The following is a 20,918-nucleotide window of genomic DNA, read 5'->3' on the forward strand; positions in this document are numbered from 1 at the left end:
CAAATGTAGCTATATTATATACTACCTCATTTTGAAAACAATATATAACCAATGGTCGAACGTTGGTTTCGACTCTGTTACTTGCCCTTCGTTTTGAGAATCATGTACAACTCCTTTCTGATGGGATGATGTTTCTGTAGGTTCTGTCTTCAAATTTAAAAGCATGACACCTAGGGTCAGGCCTGCTGGCAGAGAATTGATAAGTTTATATATTTTACTATGAGGCTGCTTGTACAGCCATAGGGTGAGACTAAATTCGTGCTCACTAAGTTCCTGGCAGTATTTGGTAGTGCCATTTGCCTGCTCCATCGCGAACATACCATGCCGGGGTAGCTTATTTCAAATCCTCTTGAATATATTAGATCTGGAAAAAATTAGCATCAAAGGTTGCTTGTACAGCCATAGAGTGGGACAAAATGTACTCACTAAATCTAAAAGATAATACAACCACCATGGGCTCTATTGCAATCGTTTTTGAGGAACTGTTGCTTATCGCGGATGTGAACGCCAAATTACACGCTTAACAGGCTACTTCTATAGCCATAGCCTGAGCGGAAATTACACTTACTAAATAGGAATCGATATACAACTGCCTTGTGTGTCTTTAGACTGATAAACAAAGGGCGGTGTTTCTTATTCATCTGACAAAGAGATTTTTGAATACATACGTTGTGGGCTTCATCTCAGCTAATAACCTATAATAGACTCGTAAGAAAAAAATAAAGAAAGTTGAGGCTGCTTGTACAGCCGTAGGGTGAGACAAACATGTACTCACTAAGTTTAACAGGTCATACAACCGCTATGGGCTCTATTGATTCGAAAAATAAAAGGTAAAATGATAGCGCCTATATAATGATAAAATAAGCAGATAAATAAATGTCGAAATTTGTATAATTATGAAAAGATGATTTTTAGTAAAGAAGACCATTTTATCCTTCACTTTGTTTATTTTAGTAAGAATAGCCAGTGAATGACTTTCCTAACATAATCATCAAATGCCAACTACAAATCGTCGCCCCCTCATCATTCAAACTGTTTTTGTATTACTATTGGGGTTGGCCGGTTGCAAGCAGACCACTTCAGAAAAAAAAACAGATGTTATTGCTAAGTTGACGATTCGTTATATGAATGAAAATAAGCCAGACAGTGTTTATTTGCTACTTGGAGAAACTTTTAGAAAACATGTCTCAGCAACCAGATGGACCAGTATATACAAAGAACAAATCCATAGATTGTTACCTCTAAAAAACCTAACCTTAATAAGCAGGAACGATTCTGTCAGTATATACAAAGTAGATGGGAAAATACCCATACAGATTATGTTTGGGAGCGTAGATAAACGCGGTAAGATGAATACATTTACCGCCCTGCCGTTTGCGGAAACGGCAAAGAAAACATACAAAGTATCTACTGATAATAAACTAATTAATCATCTGGACAGCGCCGTTGATAAGGTGCTGTCTACCTATATCCAAACCAAAGGGAATGTTGGGATCAGTGCAGGCGTTTTTTATAAAGGGGATAGCTACTTTTATAACTACGGCGAGCGTAAAATGGGGACGAAAAACCTACCCGACAATCATACATTGTACGATATCGGTTCAATAACAAAGACATTTACCTCTACGCTGCTTGCAATAGCTGTTAATCAGAAAAGACTAACCTTGGAAACATCAATTACCAAATTTCTGCCAGATTCTGTGGCTGAAAACCCCGAGTTGCAAAAGATAACATTTAAAGAACTTGCCAATCACACCTCCGGTTTGCCAAGAAATGCAGACAATCTGGAAACTACGATCATAGACGCCAATCAGCCATTTGGCAACTATAGGATTAAAGATATGTTTTCGTTTTTAAAGCATTTTAAACAAACAATGGAACCAGGCGCAAAATATTGGTACAGTAATTTAGCCGTGGGCTTGATGGGTGTATTGTTAGAAAGAGTTTATCACAATTCCTATCAGGAGCTCCTCCATCAGTATATCACCTTGCCACTGGAGATGAATGAAACTATGTGTTACATCGACACTACCAAATTTAGTAATCTTGCTCAGGGCTATAATGGGTTCTATCAACCAGTTCCTTTTTATCACCTTCAGGCGATTCAATCAGCAGGTGGCATCAAAAGTTCTGTAGCTGATCTCATCAGTTATGCGAAAGGTCAATTCTTCACCTCCGACCCCGCTCTTGAGGCAGGATTAAAACTAACACATCAGGTCACCTTTGATAAAGAATCAAATATAGTCGGGTTAGGTTGGCACTACTTTTCTGATCATAAAAACGTATTGAATCATAGTGGAGGGACCGGTGGTTACTATAGCAGTATTTGCATAGATTTGAGTAAACAAATAGCAGTAGTTGTTTTAACGAACAATACAAGTACTGGCCACACCGTAGCTAAAGATCTAATCTTGGCAATTCAGACTAATGGATACGACAAATAAACAGCCACACTAATCCCGTAAACACCAAAGCAAAAACCTTCGGTTTTTGCAGGCCGAAAATGCGCGGAGGGCCATTTGTACTTTTCAATCAAATGCTTCAACGCCTTCTGGCTGGCGACTGGTATTGATAAACGCGCTACGTGCACTCCAATTTTGAAATATTGCACAGATTTAAGCGACGTCTTCATTCCGAAGTACCCTTGTAGTCAACCAACCTCTCGTTATGATTTCGATCATGAATTCAGCGCTCACCATCCAATAAGTAGCAATTCCAAAAGCAATATCTCTAACCAAGCTACAAAATACATTCCCATCCAAATGTAAAGCCCAATCAATGTCGATACTGGTCCAATCTCAATAAAGTATCCCTCTTTTTCCGCATGACCGCAGGATCAAAAGCTGATTCACATAATAGGTACGAACAAAGACATGATCAGGACATCCTTCTTGTTAATCCCAGATTATATACTAGTATTTGGTGCTTTAGGATAATGAGTCAAAAAATTAGGTTTTATATAACAAATCACTAATTTTTGTTTATTTTAATTCCGACAAAAAAGCAAGTCGATATATGACTAGAGATGAAGCATTTGATAAGACCAGTAAATATAATTATTTAGTGGGTCAAAAAATTGGTCAAGATGCTATCGCTGCAATCATGCCAATACCAATTGCCCCAAATGTATCAGTGGAACAGATTTTTACTACTGCTTTTAATAACCTTCCGCAAGACAAAACTTTTTGCGATTACTCAGAATTCAAAATAGCAGTAATGTTTAATTTCCAGCAATTTCTTGATAAGGGAGAAGTTATTTGGAAAGATCTTGATGAGGTTTTGGAGATGTTAGGGATAAAAGAATAACCTTAGATTGCGGGACAACGGGGCGGCGATCTCCAGCAACTGAACCAGAGGCGACAAGAAAGGTACACATTGTGATCTTTAAAATTATGAAAAAAACTGCTGTCATCTCCCTGATTCTAATATTGAGTGTCTTATATGGGTATACCCAGGGCAAGGGTGAATTAATTTTACCTTCCGAACCGGTAGAGATTAAAGAAATTAAAAAGCAAACGCCGCAGTGGCAGATCTTGCAAATTGCCGTTATAAAAACCATTGGAAAACACCTGAATTCAGATTTACTATTTAAAACACCAAAAAACGATGGTTACATTACCTCTATCAGCTTAGTTTTCAATATGAAAGGAGGAATCGATACAGTATATTTTGCAGAAAAAATGTCACCGCAGTTAAAAAAAATACTGAACCCCAACGCTGAGCTGGTTGCCAAACTGAAGAAAATTTTGGCTTTTCCTGATTTCAATGGAAAAATAGTTGTTTATCCAATACTTTTTAAATGGGGATATGACGCCACGTTAAATTATGGGGAGCACTTTCTAAGTGATTTTGAAGGCTTATGGCCAAATCTGGACACGAAAGATCATAAAAAACAAATTGTCTTATTAAGGCCCTATATTAACATATTTCTCAAGAGTGAACATTAATTCTCTTTACTGCGGACAACTATTTTGCATGCTCATGGGTTTAAGTAGACCAACATATCAAAGATTCTTTTATTATGCAGAGAATCATTGTGGTGATCCTGGCGCTTCATTAGACCCGGAACCCAATATTCATAGTTGGACCCTGTCTTAAATGCTTTTATTAATGAGTAGGTAAGTAAGCACCATAAACAGTGATCCCAATAATACCCAAACCAGCCCCTGCATCATCACATGATAATACTCAGGCGCTCGTACCTGTTCGGGGAATAATGTAAACCTGATCTGTCTGATGATTGGCTTTGGTCCTTTTTCTATCGCCTGATCAATGCCAACAAATCCTTTGAGGATGGCCAGATTGACTTCAGTGAGATCAGGCTGTGGCGCTTTGACTTCTATAGTTTCATACTTGTGCTCAAAGCTCTCGATTAATGCCTTGCTATCCTCTATCAGAACATTGAGCTGATTGTCTTTATCCGCTAATTTCCCTTCCAGATCCGCTATTACTTTTTGTGTGCTCTTGCCCTGCTCCAGTATCTCTTTCAAAATATCTGTTATTGAGGTTTCATCTAAGTCCATAAGAATTGATTTTAAATTGATCTTCCTTTAGTTTGCTTACGTGCTAATTTTTCCGCTTTAGCCGGCTGTCTCAATTTCATCTGTTGCTGTTTTTGCTGCTCAGCAATCCCGCGCTGGCGGATAAGCTGAGCAGTGATATTTGCCAGGCTGTACCCAACCTGGCTCCCCTTGAACCTGACCAGCTTTTTGTCGGTAAAGGCAATGCCCTTAGCCAGATCCACCTGGTAACCTTGCTTTTCCATTCTGATCTTTAGCGCCTCAATGGTCCTGGACTCGCTGATCGCCCATGCTAAGGTTTCTTTGAGTAATTCCTTTCTGTTGTCCACCCTTTTAACTACAGCCATCCGCTCCTCGGATGTTAAAAACCGGTTAGGATTTAAAACAGGGGTCAGTTTATACCTCTTTTCCATTTCCCGGCAAAATTGCGCCATTCGCTTATAGCTGTTGCGATCGCTGGCCGTTTTACCATCATAACCGACCCGATTAGCCATAATGTGGATGTGCTCGTGAAGGGTGTCCGCATGGGTAATGACGATAAACTGATTTTGATCAAATCCAAACTCTTCGGACATTGCTATGGCGATGTCTGTCTTTTGCTGTTTGGTCAGCAATCCGGCATCGGCATAGGCAAAGCTAAATGAAGCATGAAGCACGGGCTTTGACAGCTTTGGATTAAGTTTGCTTACTTCTACCAGTTGTTTGACCACCTCTTCCCTGGTGCCAAAGCATTTGTTATAATAAGTCACTTCAGCCTGTTTTTTGGCCATTTCTTCCAGCTGAAGTTTTTCGCTTTGCTGTAACCGGCCCTCATGCAGGTAGCGAAGGCAACCCCGAAAGTTTCTACCCGTGGTTATTTTCCCGATCATCTCAAATAAGCCCTTATTTCTTCTACCATCCGTTGAACTGCCCTCACTTCCTGATTGATCAGGGCCCTGTCCATCGCGTCCAGGTCCTCTTCGGAATTGCGTTTGCGGGCAATCTGGTTGAGCATGGCAGTGATGTGGTGGAGTGTACCGGTAAATTGAAGTACCTCTTTGGGAAGGGTTTTCAATTTTATCTTAGCCGCCCCCTTTAGACCAAGCTCCCTCAGGTAGCCTGCGACGCTGGTGTTCAATTTTCTGGCGCTATCCTGAATCAGTTTCCTTTGAATGACATTAAAACGCACTGTTACAATAACATTCATTTTTTGGGATACTTTGGGGCGTCCTCCCTTATTTTTTTTATCATTCTGATTGATCATCGTAGATTCTATTATTGTTTAAAGATTTATGAATTCACGCATTTAATACACGGCGAGGCTTGCCCATACAATTCCACTTATTTTCATAGGGGAGCACATCCTTAATGCGCAGGTTCAGTAGCGTACCTGTTGAAGTCTTCGGCAGTTTTCTGATTGCTGAACTGAGAAGCCATTGCGTGATGGTTACATCTGATTTGATGGCCTGTTTGATCTTCTCTGTAAGTTCGGATTTGGATGTTGGGAGCTTCTGTTCGGTTAAGACTTCGATCTGCATAATTGTCGCTGCTTTTAATTTTACATGACAAATTTGCAATGGTAAGCGCTGGAATCAATGACCATCGCTTCGGCATGGTCAAATGCAACAGATAAACGTGATGCTATTTTTGGGTAGGTTTTACGGGTACGATTTTGAAAAATTTCTGTTCGGGCTTAATTTCGGTTCCTTTGGAGGTAACATCATCTTTCTTACCCACATAATAATTTCGAAGTGTTTCAACAGGTATATCATCGCCACCATCGGAAAAATACTTCCCGATCATTCTTGGATAAACGATCTGATGGTCGCTCAATATCAGCTTTCTGCCCGAGGGCAATTCCAGTTTTTCGATCTGCTTGAACAGGTCGATGAACGTAGCGACATAGCCCTCCTCGATCCTAATCTTTTGACTGACTTCAAATACCTTTAAGTCACCCAGACGAGCCTGAAGTTCTTCGATCAATTCCTGTTGTTTTTGTATGATATTTTCTTTTTCTTCAATGACAATATGGGATGGCCTTGCATTCCACTCGTCTATACGCTTCAGGTACTCTTGAAACTGCTGAAGTTTTTCAATACTCAGCTTGTGCATAGCATGACTGCTTGAAAAGGGATTCTGCATCTCGAAGTGCCTGATCCTATTTTGTACAATCTGCCATACATGGCGAAGGAAATCGGCTTCGCTCGTGAGATTGTTTTCTAATGCATATGTTAGGTGATAGTTGTAATAATCGACAAACTCCTTTTGGTCCATACTGTAAATCTTCAGCAGAAAGTGGTTGTCGTCATAGCTGTGCGATAAGCCCATGAAAGTTCCTAGATCATATGGATTGGAGGAAAAGGAGAAAGATTTTCGGGGTTTGAAATAACTAGTTTTCATAAGCAACATTCTGAATTAAGCTAAAAATAAGATTTTTTAAAAAAAATCACGATTAACGTCATACCAATAGCAGCCTAGAGCTTTGTTGGTGCAATATCTAGCCAAATAAGATTAATTGGTTAGATCATCTTGACCAAGCTCAGAAATCATTCCGACGTTCCTATTTTCAAACGCAGTCTCAAAAGCCGTGTCTGTGCTAGAGTGTTTAAGTTCAATCGTATCAAATTTGGAGCCCGTGAGATAGAGTTCGAGAAGTTGTGCCTGTAACTCTTTGTAAAAGACATTTCTATCAATATCATTGTTTTCTAAGAGATCAACGAATGTTCGGGCTGCTTGAAGAAAATCAATAGTAGTAGGGCGTTCGACAAATCCTGATATATGTTTAGACAACCTAATGATCGTCATAGCTATTGCCTATTTACTTTACTTTCTGAGCTTGGTACTTCTCTACGAACTCCTTAGCATCTCGAATATTTTCTGGATACCGAGCATGATTTTGATATGAAATTACTCCGTTTGTTTGTTCTATGTTTTCATAAACATGGTGATAGTGAAACCCATTATCAATCAAATATTTCACAACCTCCCATTTTTTATCATCGTTCTTTCGTGGTGGTTTGAATAGATTCGGTAAAAGCAACATGTCTTTTCCGCATTCCGGGCAAACGCCCTCCCCTCTATCTTTAAAGTCAGTCCCCTGGTTAAAGGATTTATGATAGTCTAAGCAAACTATTTTGTTTCCCATTAGTGTGAATTTAAGAATATTGTAATTTGGTAAATAGCATAAATATAACTTATCCTTTATAAACTTAACAACCGATTTACTCGCTTCCATTTAGGATCGAAGTTAATTTTGTAAGTGAAAGATACCAATCTGTTTTCTGCCAGACTAACCTTTCTTAAAAATTGCTCAATAGGCTCATCCATTTCCAGATAACATTCAATATCCATTCCTTTGTCTGATACGAGCCTAGAAACTAAATGACAAATGCATATCCTCTTTAATTCATCAGAAAAGAAATCCTCAATTGTTCCCATATCCAAATCGGGATTACCCTCAGCAACTTTATCAGTGAGATCGATACTTATCCTGGTATAGTAAGGACAAAATTCTTTGAACTCATATTTTCTATACGCCTTATCAACCCACCCCGTTCCTGGTTCACCACTTGGCATAGTTAACTTTAGCAGAGTAAATGAATGTCGTGGATATACCTTATCTGAATATCTCACTTTCTCCCAATCTATAAGTCGAGACTCCTTTCCTAATAACTTCTTTAAAAATTTCAACTTATTGGGGATTTAGTTTTCGCAAGTTACGCGATTTATGCCTTACATCTTCACGCCTAGATTACAGTACTATTTGTTTTAATTTGCCTATAAAGCTTTAGAATTGTCCAATCAAGTTCGTCTTGTTCACGTGCATGTTCGCTGATCTACCCACAAATCTCATATGGTGGAACATTAAACACATCTTCGATATCATTATAGAAAATTACTGCATTCCCGAAAATAGCAACTATCCTCCCGCCCTCGTCGCCATATTCAGCCTCCTGCCATTTTTTGTGGTTTAGTGATTCGGTAAGTCTCATTTAAAAACCCTTCCAGATAGTTATTAAACGCTGGAATTTGAACAAGGTTCGAATCCCAGCGGGATCACTTAAGGAGACGATCAATTTCGATCGTCTCCTTTTTTGTTTCTACCAACTCATTGCCTTATAGCATCTTACCGAAGAATTTGCAAGCTATATAGCGGTTCGATTTTTTGTGAACTCATCGTCCTCTAATTCGTGACAAGGCAGTTATATTGTCCATTTGCCAATTGAAATAATAATTTAGTGTTCGATTTCCTTCTGGGGGAAATTATCCGAATGAACATTGGTCCCTCTGCTATGCTGCATTTTAGCAAACAGGTAGAGGAAATTTAATATCACTTTAGTTTGCTCTTCATTTGTCTCAATACTATTATTTCTTAAAATTTTCATTGCCTGATCCACGGAAATTTTTTGATCTGAAAAGATCCCGTGTTTGTCATATGAGGTTTTTGGTTGCATAGACTTTTTTGATAAAATAAAATAGATATTCTGCTATTGGCAATAATCAATTATCATTGATATCGCTTGATTTATTTTTAATGGACCTAATTCCTTTGTGATAGGATTGACTGATACTGGTGTAAATAGATCAATAATGTGACGTTTACCCGCTACATCTTGATTCCTATATAATTCAAAAACACTGTTTTCCTGTTGCTTTATTTCTCCTGCATCTTTTGACTGTAGACAGATGACTAATTTTTCTTCCATAGCCGCCAACTGTTCATAGAGTGAACGCAGCTCCTCTTTGTATTCCTTTTTAAGATCATTAAAATCATCAATATCTATTTTATCCTGAAGGAAATGCCTACGAACCTTTAATAATAAATGTTCTTGCTTTGAAATATCTTGTTGAATCTTTTTTTGTTCGTTCATACATTCCTGCTCTGTAGTCAAGGTACTCTCTTCTTCTAGCACAAGTTCAAGCAACTTATACACTTCTGTCTTAAGGGTTATTTTCTTTAACTGTTCTTCATATTTGCTATCCAGGATATCAGCACTAACTCGGCCTTTACATTTGCTAACTTGGCAATGGTAATATCGATATTTCGCATGTCGTCCTGTAGATATGCTAGCTGTTAACCTCCTGCTACAGAAGGGACAGATTAGAAAGCCTCTCAGAAGGAAAACTGGTTTCAATTTTTGCTTGGTCAACCCACGAGTACGCCGACTATTCAATATCCCCTGAACTTCTTCAAAAAGCTGCTGAGAAATAAGTGGTTCATGAACGCCCTTTACAAGCTCTTCTCCTTCAGTTTTAGTGGCGGGAACGGAAACTAATCCACAGTAAAATGGATTATGAAGAGCTTTCCAAAAATTATTTCTGCTACAGCAGAGTCCTTTGATGCTAGCCATCCTTCTTACATGACTAATTGTATGTTTACCTTTTGAATATTCTTCAAATGACCATCTAATAATATCAGAATCAGGTTGTTTAGGCATTACAATCTTCTTGCCGTCAGACGAACTATGATTCGTATAGCCTATTGGCGCCCTTGCCGGCCACCGACCTATTTTCCTTGCTCGCCGCATCCCGTCAGATGTGTTCTTTCCTCGTCTGGTATTTTCTGCTTCTGGTATAGATAAATAAACGGCTAGCATAACAATACTTTCGGGAACGTCAAAATCGACAGGTTGATCAATAGCTGTCGCTTGAGTATTAAGTCCCCTCAGTATTCCCATCATTTGATAGGCATACTCGATGCTGCGACTAAAGCGATCCCACTTAATAAATAGAATATTTTCTGGAGGGCGATGCCTGCTCTTCTTTATTGTCTTGATAAGCTTTTTCCATTCCGGTCGATTGAAATCCTTGGCCGAAAAATCCTCTCTGAAGATACCTTTAACTACAACTTGGTTCATCTCACAATATTTTAGAAGACGGTCTTCTTGTTCAATAAGAGAAAACCCCTTCTTTTTTTGTTCGTCAGTACTAACGCGAACATATAGATAAGCTGATTTCATAATTTAATTGAGTATGTTCAAAGTAAATTATGAAAATGCATATTATCAATATAAAAAATAACACACAGCTAGCTCTCTTTGATTGTATTTCCAATACTTGGAGTTAAGCCATTTGGGACTCTAATCTTTACTTTCAAAATAACTTACTGTACCAATCTTGCCTAAAATATCAATCAGGTTAGGCGACCGGTTTCCCGGGTCATTTTCATCGGTAGTAGTCATACCAACATTTAGTTTAACTTGCTCGGTTTCCAAATCATCGACGATTACTTTAATATCTTCTCTTAAGAAATAATATTCATAGGCAATCTGTTCTACCTCGACTAATGTGATCTCGCTGATAATAAAGCGGTGAATAACGCGGTTGCGATCTTCATATAATTCGAATAAGCTATCGTATAGATCACCGGTGATCACACCAAAAGCTAAAGCCTTTTTGTAGACATCTTTTTCGGATTTTTTCTTGTCGTTCGGGCCTTGGTAAATCCATTCTCTTTCAATCTCGTCATTTTTCTCAATGATTTGCTGTTTCAAAATGATGCCTATGCGTAACAAAGAATCGATCTGGTTACCAAACAGACAGGTCGCTTCAAAAAAAGCCTTGTTTTCGATTGCTTTTTTCACCAATATATTAGTCGCACCCATGCCCTGTAAAAACACCCCAAATCGATGTGAAGTCACTATCTGCTCACGATGCTCTTCGGGCAACATTTCAAAGGTGGAAAAGGCCGTAAAGACCACTTTAAGTTTGTTCTCCAGCTCAATTTTGCGATGCTCTTTTTTGTAATGCGGTTGGTAGGTAAATGTAAAGTAGACATGATAATCACCATAAATGGTTGACCAAGCTTTAGTCACATAACCATCACTCACTGAGTCTTTATGACCTCGGCAATCAAAGTCGCCGACCTGTATCGGCGGCAAGTACCCTAATGCTTCAGCTAATTTGTTACGTTCTGCTTCGCTTAAATGCATCACAGAAAGCTGGAAACAGTCATCATTTTCCTCTTTTTCATTTCCCTCAAAATTGTGCACCCTGCCTTCAATTACCCAATATCTCCAAGTGGGTGGGATTAGTATTTGAAAAATGCTATCAGCGTCAATTATTTTTCTGAAGCCAGTGGGTTTGAGTAATTCCATTTGTTTATACTTTCGACAATTTATTATCCGGAATTTTATATCATTGACTGAACTGACTAATCATGAACTGAGAAATGGACTTTTTTATATAGTAAAGGGAGTAGTTGTTCTATTGTCTTGTTATAATTGCGGACAAGACATATTCACCAAGATCCGAATTGAAGTGAACTTAAATTTTAAAAACGTTTCCATTGAATAACTTTGTAGCATGTTTAATAATTTCAGAGCTCGGTTGGTGATAAAAAACGAACAAGTTTTCCTTTGCTCTTGTACAGCAGACGTAAAATATTTTTTGCGTCCGGCTTAGGATTGTAGGATAAGTTCTCTTTTTGGCTGGAGTAAGCGTCGCAAAAATATCCGGGTCTAGCAGGTATTCGAAATTGTATTTGTTCCAGCCTCCTCTGTCCAAAACGACTAACACATTGTCAAATTGAGCACCTTTAATCTTATGCTGTGTAGAAAATGGAGTATACCCCTCCAAGTAATTGTACAATGCAATAAATTCCTGGAATGGAACAGAACGGACTCTTTCTACTAAGTAGCTGTTATTTTCAATGAGCTTCAGTAAAGAATCGTCTTTAATGCAAACCCCTTTTGCCTCGGCGAAGTCTATTGCCTCGCCTATACTAAGATCTTTAGATTCACTAAGTGTATCGATGATTTCCTTCAGCGCTCTTTTATCGGCAAGGCGATTGATTCGAAAATGAGTAGTGCGTATGAATTCGTTGTATTTTCGGCTTCGGTACAGCGCGATGTTATGGTAAAGGCGCATCAAGTGTCTAACCAAAGCGTCCCGCTTTGAACCTGTTTTATTGTCTTCCTCTGCTGAATCTTTTTTATCGTCAATAAGACTATCCTTATCCAGATAAAGTTTACTCAGTTCTGCATACTTAACACTTCTAGCCATTTCAAAGAGTTTTGGGTGCTCCTCCATTAGGATAAGTTTTCTAAGTTTACCTTCCCGATTAGTCAGCTGAAGATGATCCAGTACATTTTCAAATGTGGAATTCTCATCCGGTTCGTGAGGGCGGTCTGTATTCAAGGTAGCTTTGATGGCCGCCCTGACTTCTTCCTTCAACTTGAAGACAGGATCATCATCGTAAATTTCCATAAGGGTGCCAAAGCCCGCCTTCCCGGCGATCAAATTATGAGTCAAATTTAGTTCTTTGGTTTCCCTCACGTCCTCGAAATTCCAACCCGTTTTTTCTTTGATAAAATCTAAGTCGTCAGAGTCTGAGTAAATAAATTTTATGACGCCATCTTTTACCTTGCCCTGATTCATATTTGGTGCATTGTGGTCTATTGAAGGTTCTTGCTCAAGTCCATCGGTTCGTAGTGAATTAGCAAGATCGATTACTTTCTGAGGATTTCTCCTGTTCTGCACTTTCTGGACCTCATGTATTTTTCCAGCCGAAAGATAGTGTTTAATATCTCCCACGCCGTCGTCGTAAATTGCTTGCATGGCATCACCGAACAAACCGATGACATTTTGTTTATTGCTTTTTTCCAGATGATCGAGCAAGATTGCAATTACCCTTGGATGTGTGTCCTGATACTCGTCCACGAAAATGAACTTATATTTGTCCTTCAGGATGTCGCAGAGTTTAGGATGCTTGCTGAACATATATTCCGCCAGCTCAACGACGTTGTCATGTGAAATGATCCCATCCTTTATTCTTGTGCTTTGCCGATACCTGATTGGGTGATCAAGTACATCGAAGTAATCCGGTGGCAGCGGGTTTTCTTCGGGGTTTTTGGTTTTCTTATAATTTTCATCGTTAATGACTTCTACCAGGGCAGTTCTAAGGTCTTTCTGGTATGGACTGATGAGATCCCAGAGAAAATCGTGTATTGTTGTTACTGAAAGGTTCTCATGATCAATTCGTTCTTCGATCTCCTTTACAGCAGAATTTGTATAGGTCATACAGGCAATATCAGCAGTAGGATATTGCGTAATTACGGCTTCTATAACAGCCACTAGCGAATAGGTCTTTCCGGAGCCGGCACCACCACTCAGTAAAAAATTCTGATTCTCGCTGATGTGTTTTAAGATATTCTGTACTTCTATTTCCTGAGCCATAGCAGTCCTTCTTTGATGTATTGTGGGATATCCCATAGACTATAATCTTCACCAGTAACAAACAAGATATCAAGGGCGAAAGATGTTTTTTTAGATATGCATTTTTCAGCGATCTCATATGCGTCCAGGTCTGAAAGCTCGTCAATATGCTTCAAACTCCGGAATTTATCCAGATTGCTTTCGATAAAACTTTTGTTCAAGGCGATGAAAGCATCTTCGTAGCTTCTAGCATGGTAGTTTTTTTCTTCCTGTTGCCAGGCTAGATATACATTCCCGTCCAGCGCAAGTACCCATCCATCCACACCTTTTTTACAAATGGCCTGCCCATGGGTCATTTTCAATAGGCTTTCGAAATTCGGATCTTCACAGAAGAAGCTGATGGCGTTGTTGCCGTAATTCTCTGCTTCTGATACCCGGCATTTTGCACGCACAAAGCGTTCCTCACCGTTCTTTTTTTGTTTTGGTTTCCCATCGCCTCCTAAAAGAGGTTCCATGCGATAGGTGTCAATGTCGGTGATGATCAGAGTTTTGATATTCAGAAACTCAATCAGCTTTTCAAAAATCTGTGCATGTGCACCTACTTCAACGATGGAAATATTTTGAGAAAGTAAGGGTAAAATAGATTTCTCTTCGTATTCCAAGTCGATTTTTCGCATAATGGTAGATAAGAGAATTCTTTCGGTATCGCCCTCGATAAGTATGGCTTTGTCTGCAAAAAACAACTCTGTTCTGTTAATTGTCAAGTATTGTTTGAGGAAGTCATAACTATCTTGATCTTCTCCATATTGCTCTTTAAGTTCCTTGAGATTTTTTGCTGTTACTGAGTTTTCAGTGGTGCGTGTAAAATATTTCAGATCGGGAAAATCACTTTCTGCGGTGATGTGCGATGAGTGTGTTGTGATCAGCGTTTGGAGCGAGAATTTGTTTTTGCCACTGCTGCCATTGCTGGCTTTTATGAGTATTTCCTTGATATTTTTTATAAAGATGTATTGCATCTGCGGATGCGTATGTGCTTCTGGTTCCTCAATGAACAACAAGTTGATTGGTACGGGTATTTCATTTTCCTTGCCTTCCTTCCTGAAATCACTGAGCAAAACTTCGATTTGAAAGATCATCCCGATGAGGTTCATGTAACCGAGCCCATTGAAGCTTTCGGGTAATGAATGGCTTTTATTATGATCGTACATAACAGTCGTGTTCCCTTTAAGTAATTCGCGGTGCTGGAGCGTCGAAATCACCTTAATCACAGATTCACCAGCTTTTGTCCCCCCAAACTGCTTGACCGTCTCAATCACATCAGCAAACATGCCATTATATACGGAATCTAGATGATCATCAGTGTTTTCCAAGGTATCTTTAAATTGCTTAATTGGTTCAGAATCCTTGTTCTGACTTTCCTTTATAGCATAGTAATCCGAAGAAAGAGAAGAAAGTGCTTTATCGGCTTCTTTATTTGATACGTCTCGCTTGGCATTGATAACTTTAAAATTGATGACATTGTCTATTTTAATGTTTTCCTTGATTAGATCAATAAAGACGTTGCCCAATTCTTTTTTGGTTAGCTGGTCATAATAAACGCTTTTCCGTCCGAGCTTGAAATAATCCTGATAATTTTTTCGAAAAAACATTGAGAAGATCCGCTCAGTTCGTTCCTTTTTAAACGCAGCCTCTTCATCTTTTTCTAGTTTATTATCTTTGATGAGCTGATTCGCTATTTTGGAGATCTTTGTTATAGATTCGGAATGATATTCGTTGTAATCTCTAACGAATGCTGAAAAATATTCTGGGCGTATCATGTATTCAAAAACCAAGACAATGGTAGTGTTCTCTGGGTCCAAGTCCATAATAAGATGGCTGACCGATGAGAGATCATCGCTTTCAAAATAATTGATATAAAGCTTCATTTCAATCCCGATATTTTCTCCCGAATAATTGTTGGGGTTTTCAACAATTTGCTGAAAGGTGTCGCGGAATTCAATGTTAAAATCGTCAGCAAGAAAAGCCGTACCTCCTTTGTCATTAAGAAATTTGTTCATTACAGCCAAAAGCGAAGTCTTTCCACAGTTGTTCTTTCCGACGATTAGAGAGAGGTTATTCTCCAACTCAATTTTGAAATGTTTTAATAGTCGGAAATTGTTTACAAAAATTGACGATATAATCATTGACAGCGCTTTTTATATTATTTACAATATACATCGTTTTTCTCAAATGTAAATAGAATTGAACGCATCGATATGATTGTTTATTTCTTGGGTTTATTGTTGCCTAACTATTGTCAGATCAGGAGTACCAATTTTTATCTGAAACAATACACTTTTAAATATCCTTTTATCATTTATTAAATTCTGGATGATAAATTTAACACTGTTCATCAGTACTAAATGCAATCAAGAAACGACAAGCGGATGACCACATTGTGATTTTTTAAAAGGATATATTTGGACAACCAGCCCTTTAGTTGTTTTCAATTGGAAAAAAATTTAGCCAAGACGGAAACGGTGGCTGAAAATATAAGGCTGATCATCTAAAAAAGTTTACAAATTAATACGCTCTTTAACTATCAACTCACTTATTTCATAGCCCTATTTCTCCTAATAATCTTAAATCATTCCTTAAATGGTTCGAGTTTTGTACCAGTGGGTTCACAGATAACAGTATAAAAAAGGCTTAAAACCTTGCAAATCAAATTATTACAATATTTTTGTTTTTGGTGGATATATCAAAATATGCACGAAATCACATATAAAATGTGCGTCATTCGGGGCGTCGTTCTTTATAATATCAAACTCCCCTAATTTGAATTAAACTGCTGTTTTACAGCTGATTAAATCACCGTGTACTTATTTAGCAATTCGGTCATTGACAAGTATGTGTATATCCTTAGTAATGTCAGTAATATCAAAAGTAGCATGGGAAATAATTGGAGAGAGTCAATGAAATATGTGTACAATTAATTATGTTTGGATAATAAATTAACCGCGACTTCCATGGCATTAAGCGCAGATTCTCTCATCGAAATTAATAAGATAATTATGAAAAAGGCTTAGGTATTTTAAACGACCCACGTAGGGTAAAAGATTATGAGAACCCACATCGGGTTGCAGACGGGCAACAGATTTTGAAGAAGGTGATAAGATAGGGGGCTACTTTGTGTTTCAGAAAATTTTAGAATACAAATGAAAGCCGTAGCTTGGAGGAGCCGGATTAACGGAATACGGCAACTAATTTTGAGGGCTTTAATTGAAATTATGAACGAGGTTAACGCTACACATATAGAAGAATTACGAGCTTTCGCTGGCCAAAAACATGGAATAGCTGTTTTTATAGGTGCCGGATGCTCAGCAGTATTAAATATCCCACTCTGGAAAGAGATGCTGGCGACTTTGAACGAAGAATTTCGCTGCTATAAGAACAAAGATGAGGTCTATAATGCTTTAAATCAGATCGGGCCTTATGAGGTCGCCTCCAAACTCAAACAAAAGGCATTGGAAGCTGGTAATGAAACGACATATAAAGAAGTGATTTCCCGTCAGACCAAGGCTGTTTCCTGTCATTTCACTTCCTTACACCTGGAGATTGTTTCACTAACTAAAACGATCGTCACCACCAATTATGACAGCAGTTTCGAGGAGGCTTTGCTGGCATTACAAAGGTTGAGCAAGAGGTTTGATGCCTCAGATAATTTTGATGCTACGTTTAGCAAACGCCTGGTGGGTAATCTCAAACCGCTTGGCCTTGGAACAGAACGTACCTTATACAAAATACACGGCGATTCGGATACGGGCGACATTGTGTTGACCTATGAATCATATACTCAACAGTATGAAAATCCAGGTTCCGGAGTGGCCACCCTGATCAATACATTGTTTTCATCTTTAAATACTTTGTTTATTGGTTTTAGTTTTGATGACGCCATGTTTGTGTCTTTTTTAAAGAAGGCTCTGGAGCAGATAGGTGAAGATCGGCGGGAATATGGTTATGAGCTTCCTGAACACTTTTGCATTATCAGTGACAAATTCAGTGGGGAAGATTTTTCCAGTGTCATCCTTGAAGCTGAAGATTTCGACGTTCCTTTACTTAAAGCCTCGGGTATTTTGGAAGAAGTGGTTCTTGACTCAGGGGAACACCGATTTAAATTTACACCTGGTGCAAAAGCAATCATTGAAGGTGCGGATCTGGGCCCTTCCAAAAACAACTTTCTTTTTTCCTTACTGAAGGATGTAAATGAAAGGCAGGCAAAAGCGAATCTACTGAAGCAGCTAAACATCAAACCAATTTATTTTACCGGAAGTAACTATTTGGAAATTGAGCACATCCTCAGGGAGCTCAACAAACCCCAACTTGCACCATCAAAACGTTTTACTTTATCTTAGACCTGTGAGCGAACTTATAGACGACATTAACCATATCAAGGCAATTTATCCCGATCATTTAAGTCAGGAGATTCCCTTTATTGTTTCGGCACTGGATAAACCGGTTTTGAGTGCTTTTTTATTTGAACTACTGAGGCAGCATTTCGAGGCAGACTGGTTTATACAACTTTACCAATTAAAAGCCTTTGATTTTAAGCGGATACCTGGCCCTGTATATTTTGACACTGACGCCCAGGACAAAAGAACATCCGGGTTCAATGCATGGGACGTTGCGTTCGTAATCTGGGAGGCTGCAAGAAAAAATGCGAAACAAGAGCGTGCTGAGGTAACTGAAATCCTGATCCGACTGATCGAGAATTATATTGAGTTTACCGATGCAAATCAAGGCAACCCTGAGCGCAATTTCACAACTGATTATTACTTTGCTCACTGTATCTTTTTACTCCCTTTAGAGAAGATCAAACCAGAATATTTCAGGTTTATCACTGAATTTGCAATGCGGAGCAATTCAAGTATTGTAAGTTCGGAACTGTGCGGAAATTTTTTTGACAGTGTTGTTGTTCAAGGCAACCAAGAGATGGTTAAATTTCTTCTGGAACTGTTTTTCAGCACGGAGAATAACGACAATTTTTTTAAGATCTCTTCCAAAATTGACGATTATCGTCTGAAAGACTTCGCAAAACGAGCGCCGAGCCAACTTTACGAAAAATTTGGAACATGGGCTGCGGATTGGGCGATCCACCACTTGGATGTACTGGATGATAAGTCACCCAGCCATTTTAAAAAGTTCAACATCGTTTCTATAGAAACCGATATGCAGAACAGTTCCGAGGAAGGCCTTAATTTTTCAATTGTCCAGTTTATTGTCGGCCTAATTGAACTGGAAACGCCTGAAGAAATCAAAAGCCATGTCGGATTACTGCTTAAAATTGAGAAAGCCATCCTGAACAGGATCGGCTACTATTTCGTAAGCAAAAGTTATCAGCAGCTAAAGGAGTATTTCTGGCAACGGTCAAACCCGCTGAACGAACATGAAGCGAAACTGGAGATCTATCGGCTGATCAACAGGAACTGTAATAATTTTTCCGAAGCTGAAATCAAGATGGTCTTGAAATGGATCGAGAATCTTGTGATCAGTACAGAGGATGAGGAAACCGGGGAAGACAAACGCAAGTATATTGCCTATCGCAAACTGGAATGGTTTAAGGCTTTGGAGCCTGTGGAGGTACGCCATGAGGAATTGATCACTCCCACACGAAAAGACTTGCTAAAAACCAGTGAAGACCGGAGTCCAACAAACCCGGGATATGACAGCTTTTTCCACGTACGAAGTGCCGGCGAATTCAGCGCGACCGAAAGGATCGGTGAACTGGATGTAGTTACGCTGATCGAGAAACTGAAAAACAAAGAAAGCTGGGACGGGTATAACATATATGGGCTTGAACAGGATTTTAGGAATTATATTATCAGTAGAACCAAGGACGTGATCGTACAATTTCCTGTCTTTCTAAATCTGCCACTGACCTTTGTATATAACTTTATGGACGGATTCAGGGGGCTGGCTGAAAAAGAGAATAATATCGAATGGAAAAAAGTGATCAGCTTTGCGAAGGAGTTTGCAACCAACCGTGATGACCTTTGGAATTTTAAAGCAGGCGAAGCCAAAAGTAATTCCTCAGCGATTGGAATGACTGCATGGATGGTCAGGTCGGTGGTCGAACACCCGCAAAATAAAGTTAACCTTGAGCTCATCGGAGAAGCAATTGAACTGCTGATTATCCTGGATGAAAAATATACAGAGCCTTATTACAACGAAGAATCTGACCCCAGTTTTGACATCATCAATTCAACACGGGGAAAGATCTATGATGGTCTGATGAAATGTGCGATCCGAAAGGTGAAAGGGATTGCCCCTGGAGAGCAAAAGTGGGATGAAACAGTAAAAGCGCATTTTACCAAAAGACTGGAGGACGGAAGCAACTATCTTGAATTTTATTGGACTGTTGGCGTAAATACGCCACCGATCAGCTACCTGGATCAGCCCTGGCTAATGAGATACAAGCCAATAATATTTGATGGAGAAGAAAAACGAAATGACTATGCTTTTTCCGGCTATTTATTGACGAGTTCCCAGCTATATGAGGATGTGTTTGAGTTACTGATCGATAATTACCTGCGGGGAATAGAAAGGTTTACCAATTCATCCAATGTGACAAATAAACTAATAGAGCACATCATTATTTCCTATCTATATGATATTTCCAGATATGATGTTTTAATAGAGAAAATGTTTGAATGCAATCAGATCGAACATTTAAAATATGCGACCAAGGTGATCAACCTGGACAGAGATATTGACAGTGATGATAAAATCCTGGTGTTGTGGGAACGCTTAATTGGAGCCTTTAGTAGTCAAGTCACGAAGAAAGCAAGATTAGAGGTTACTGAGTCCTTGCGTTTTCCAGAACATCTGACTGCAATTACAGATAAGGCGCTGAGCCTTTTCCTGGAAGTATTGAAGGCGGCTGATGAAAGTACCAGAACCTTCAATATCATCAGCATGATCTCTGAAAAGTTCGATAAAGACACCGACAATTGTGGAATAATGCTGGTAGCTATATTGGAAAATAAAAAAATTAATCTTGGATTTGAAACTGAAAAGGTGGATAACCTGATAGAAATATTATATCAGAAGGGGAATAGAGAACTTGCTGACAGGGCGGTTACGATGATGTTGGAACGCAGAAATTTTGAGTCAATTGAGCTTTATAACCGGTTCCATGAAGTTTAAGTTGCGGGATTAATTTGCAGGCGTACGTTTCTGGGCAGTCCAGTGTAATTTCAATGATGCTGCAATCTGGTCAGCTAA

18 protein-coding genes are annotated in these 20,918 nt (G+C 38.9%); 5 read left to right on the top strand and 13 right to left on the bottom strand.

The annotated features are described in order from the left end of the window. Positions 1-995: 995 nt before the first annotated feature. The 3 genes from AC6CH7_RS04595 (at position 996) to AC6CH7_RS04605 (ending at position 3,947) form a co-directional block, all read left to right on the top strand. Positions 996-2,444: a serine hydrolase domain-containing protein gene (locus AC6CH7_RS04595; RefSeq protein ID WP_498261564.1), complete on the top strand. Its 1,449-nt coding sequence runs from the start codon at positions 996-998 to the stop codon at positions 2,442-2,444. A 571-nt stretch (positions 2,445-3,015) separates the two neighbouring features. Then, a complete protein-coding gene (locus AC6CH7_RS04600; RefSeq protein ID WP_498261565.1) occupies positions 3,016-3,306 on the top strand; it encodes a hypothetical protein in 291 nt (96 codons plus the stop codon). Positions 3,307-3,392: 86 nt separating this feature from the next. Next, positions 3,393-3,947, top strand: a complete 555-nt coding sequence (locus tag AC6CH7_RS04605; RefSeq protein WP_498261566.1) for a hypothetical protein — start codon at positions 3,393-3,395, stop codon at positions 3,945-3,947. 147 nt (positions 3,948-4,094) lie between these two features. On the opposite strand, the gene AC6CH7_RS04610 is transcribed toward AC6CH7_RS04605, so the two are convergent. From AC6CH7_RS04610 to AC6CH7_RS04670, 13 genes are all read right to left on the bottom strand, one after another. Beyond that, positions 4,095-4,523, bottom strand: a complete 429-nt coding sequence (locus AC6CH7_RS04610; RefSeq protein WP_498261567.1) for a hypothetical protein — start codon at positions 4,521-4,523, stop codon at positions 4,095-4,097. An 11-nt stretch (positions 4,524-4,534) separates the two neighbouring features. Continuing rightward, positions 4,535-5,389, bottom strand: coding sequence for a relaxase/mobilization nuclease domain-containing protein (locus AC6CH7_RS04615; RefSeq protein WP_498261568.1), 855 nt, complete (start codon positions 5,387-5,389; stop codon positions 4,535-4,537). Continuing rightward, positions 5,386-5,763, bottom strand: coding sequence for a plasmid mobilization protein (locus AC6CH7_RS04620; protein WP_498261569.1), 378 nt, complete (start codon positions 5,761-5,763; stop codon positions 5,386-5,388). The genes AC6CH7_RS04615 and AC6CH7_RS04620 overlap by 4 nt, the downstream gene beginning before the upstream one ends. 34 nt (positions 5,764-5,797) lie before the next feature. Further along, complete coding sequence (locus tag AC6CH7_RS04625; protein WP_498261570.1) at positions 5,798-6,037, bottom strand: hypothetical protein; 240 nt, start codon at positions 6,035-6,037, stop codon at positions 5,798-5,800. 103 nt (positions 6,038-6,140) lie between these two features. Further along, positions 6,141-6,899 (bottom strand): hypothetical protein, encoded by a 759-nt coding sequence (locus tag AC6CH7_RS04630; protein WP_498261571.1) that lies wholly within the window; start codon positions 6,897-6,899, stop codon positions 6,141-6,143. 111 nt (positions 6,900-7,010) lie between these two features. After that, positions 7,011-7,304, bottom strand: coding sequence for a hypothetical protein (locus AC6CH7_RS04635; protein ID WP_498261572.1), 294 nt, complete (start codon positions 7,302-7,304; stop codon positions 7,011-7,013). Between the two features lie 13 nt (positions 7,305-7,317). Continuing rightward, complete coding sequence (locus tag AC6CH7_RS04640; RefSeq protein ID WP_498261573.1) at positions 7,318-7,644, bottom strand: hypothetical protein; 327 nt, start codon at positions 7,642-7,644, stop codon at positions 7,318-7,320. A gap of 56 nt (positions 7,645-7,700) precedes the next feature. Beyond that, positions 7,701-8,189, bottom strand: a complete 489-nt coding sequence (locus tag AC6CH7_RS04645; protein WP_498261574.1) for a hypothetical protein — start codon at positions 8,187-8,189, stop codon at positions 7,701-7,703. Positions 8,190-8,335: 146 nt separating this feature from the next. Further along, on the bottom strand, positions 8,336-8,491 hold the full coding sequence (locus AC6CH7_RS04650) for a hypothetical protein (RefSeq protein ID WP_498261575.1): 156 nt from the start codon (positions 8,489-8,491) through the stop codon (positions 8,336-8,338). Positions 8,492-8,986: 495 nt separating this feature from the next. Next, positions 8,987-10,459, bottom strand: coding sequence for a recombinase family protein (locus tag AC6CH7_RS04655; RefSeq protein WP_498261576.1), 1,473 nt, complete (start codon positions 10,457-10,459; stop codon positions 8,987-8,989). A gap of 120 nt (positions 10,460-10,579) precedes the next feature. After that, a complete protein-coding gene (locus AC6CH7_RS04660; RefSeq protein WP_498261577.1) occupies positions 10,580-11,596 on the bottom strand; it encodes a hypothetical protein in 1,017 nt (338 codons plus the stop codon). 169 nt (positions 11,597-11,765) lie between these two features. Continuing rightward, positions 11,766-13,676, bottom strand: coding sequence for a UvrD-helicase domain-containing protein (locus AC6CH7_RS04665; protein ID WP_498261578.1), 1,911 nt, complete (start codon positions 13,674-13,676; stop codon positions 11,766-11,768). Beyond that, positions 13,661-15,838 carry an ATP-dependent nuclease gene (locus tag AC6CH7_RS04670; RefSeq protein WP_498261579.1) on the bottom strand — a complete coding sequence of 726 codons (2,178 nt, stop codon included), beginning with the start codon at positions 15,836-15,838 and terminating at the stop codon, positions 13,661-13,663. The genes AC6CH7_RS04665 and AC6CH7_RS04670 overlap by 16 nt, the downstream gene beginning before the upstream one ends. Before the next feature lie 1,086 nt (positions 15,839-16,924). Here AC6CH7_RS04670 and AC6CH7_RS04675 point away from each other — a divergent pair. Both AC6CH7_RS04675 and AC6CH7_RS04680 read left to right on the top strand, forming a co-directional pair. Continuing rightward, entirely contained in the window at positions 16,925-18,049 is a 1,125-nt protein-coding gene (locus AC6CH7_RS04675; protein ID WP_498261580.1) for an SIR2 family protein, read from the top strand. A gap of 4 nt (positions 18,050-18,053) precedes the next feature. Next, the gene (locus AC6CH7_RS04680) at positions 18,054-20,840 is read left to right on the top strand and encodes a hypothetical protein (RefSeq protein WP_498261581.1); all 2,787 of its coding nucleotides are present in this window, start codon (positions 18,054-18,056) and stop codon (positions 20,838-20,840) included. Positions 20,841-20,918 lie beyond the last annotated feature (78 nt).

Source organism: Pedobacter sp. GQ55 (assembly GCF_059758925.1).

Coding starts and splice junctions, on each gene's coding strand:
- AC6CH7_RS04595 (WP_498261564.1), top strand. CDS start 996: ATGCCAACTACAAATCGTCGCCCCCTCATCATTCAAACTGTTTTTGTA.
- AC6CH7_RS04600 (WP_498261565.1), top strand. CDS start 3,016: ATGACTAGAGATGAAGCATTTGATAAGACCAGTAAATATAATTATTTA.
- AC6CH7_RS04605 (WP_498261566.1), top strand. CDS start 3,393: ATGAAAAAAACTGCTGTCATCTCCCTGATTCTAATATTGAGTGTCTTA.
- AC6CH7_RS04610 (WP_498261567.1), bottom strand. CDS start 4,523: ATGGACTTAGATGAAACCTCAATAACAGATATTTTGAAAGAGATACTG.
- AC6CH7_RS04615 (WP_498261568.1), bottom strand. CDS start 5,389: ATGATCGGGAAAATAACCACGGGTAGAAACTTTCGGGGTTGCCTTCGC.
- AC6CH7_RS04620 (WP_498261569.1), bottom strand. CDS start 5,763: ATGATCAATCAGAATGATAAAAAAAATAAGGGAGGACGCCCCAAAGTA.
- AC6CH7_RS04625 (WP_498261570.1), bottom strand. CDS start 6,037: ATGCAGATCGAAGTCTTAACCGAACAGAAGCTCCCAACATCCAAATCC.
- AC6CH7_RS04630 (WP_498261571.1), bottom strand. CDS start 6,899: ATGAAAACTAGTTATTTCAAACCCCGAAAATCTTTCTCCTTTTCCTCC.
- AC6CH7_RS04635 (WP_498261572.1), bottom strand. CDS start 7,304: ATGACGATCATTAGGTTGTCTAAACATATATCAGGATTTGTCGAACGC.
- AC6CH7_RS04640 (WP_498261573.1), bottom strand. CDS start 7,644: ATGGGAAACAAAATAGTTTGCTTAGACTATCATAAATCCTTTAACCAG.
- AC6CH7_RS04650 (WP_498261575.1), bottom strand. CDS start 8,491: ATGAGACTTACCGAATCACTAAACCACAAAAAATGGCAGGAGGCTGAA.
- AC6CH7_RS04655 (WP_498261576.1), bottom strand. CDS start 10,459: ATGAAATCAGCTTATCTATATGTTCGCGTTAGTACTGACGAACAAAAA.
- AC6CH7_RS04660 (WP_498261577.1), bottom strand. CDS start 11,596: ATGGAATTACTCAAACCCACTGGCTTCAGAAAAATAATTGACGCTGAT.
- AC6CH7_RS04665 (WP_498261578.1), bottom strand. CDS start 13,676: ATGGCTCAGGAAATAGAAGTACAGAATATCTTAAAACACATCAGCGAG.
- AC6CH7_RS04670 (WP_498261579.1), bottom strand. CDS start 15,838: ATGATTATATCGTCAATTTTTGTAAACAATTTCCGACTATTAAAACAT.
- AC6CH7_RS04675 (WP_498261580.1), top strand. CDS start 16,925: ATGAACGAGGTTAACGCTACACATATAGAAGAATTACGAGCTTTCGCT.